The sequence below is a fragment of the Dietzia sp. B44 genome, assembly GCF_014145245.1.
GTDB lineage: Bacteria > Actinomycetota > Actinomycetes > Mycobacteriales > Mycobacteriaceae > Dietzia > Dietzia natronolimnaea.
In genome coordinates, this window is sequence record NZ_JAALEF010000405.1 from 7,756 (window position 1) to 8,405 (window position 650).

Annotated in this window: 1 protein-coding gene; it reads left to right on the forward strand. The window is 66.8% G+C overall.

Features of this window, described 5'->3' with window-relative positions; all coding sequences use genetic code 11:
- On the forward strand, positions 1 to 543 hold a 543-nt coding region (locus tag G6017_RS13010; RefSeq protein WP_182617716.1), incomplete at its 5' end, for a transposase.
- Between the last annotated feature and the right edge of the window lie 107 nt (positions 544 to 650).

Here is a 650-nt window from a genome sequence, read left to right on the forward strand (position 1 = left end):
GTCGGGGCGATTGCGGCGAACCTGCCGGGAGCCGCGTGGCAACGCTGCCGCACCCACTACTCGGCGAACCTCATGGCGGTGTGCCCCAAGTCGATGTGGCCGGCCGTGAAAGCCATGCTGCACAGCGTCTACGACCAGCCCACCGCCACCGCGGTGCACGAGCAGTTCGACCGGCTCCTGGAGTACACCGACGGCCGGCTGCCCGCGGTCGCTGACCACCTGGGCGATGCCCGCGAGGACCTGCTCGCCTTCACCGTGTTCCCCGACGACGTGTGGCGACAGATCTGGTCCAACAACCCGACCGAGCGCCTCAACCGGGAGATCCGCCGCCGCACCGACGTCGTGGGCATCTTCCCCAACCGAGATGCCATCGTCCGCCTCATCGGCGCAGTCCTTGCCGAGCAGACCGACGAATGGGCCGAAGGACGCCGCTACCTCGGACTCGAAGTCCTGAGCCGCTGCCGACTCACACTGACCACCGACACCGACACCAACTCGACGACGGAGGTGACCACCGATCCACTGATGCAACTACCCGCCTGACCACCAACGAAGGATCAAAAACCAGTTACACCACTACCAGGGGCTTGACCCGACCCGCCGCCGGAGTTGTAGAACACCTGCTGCGAGGGAACAGCCCCGCCTGCGCG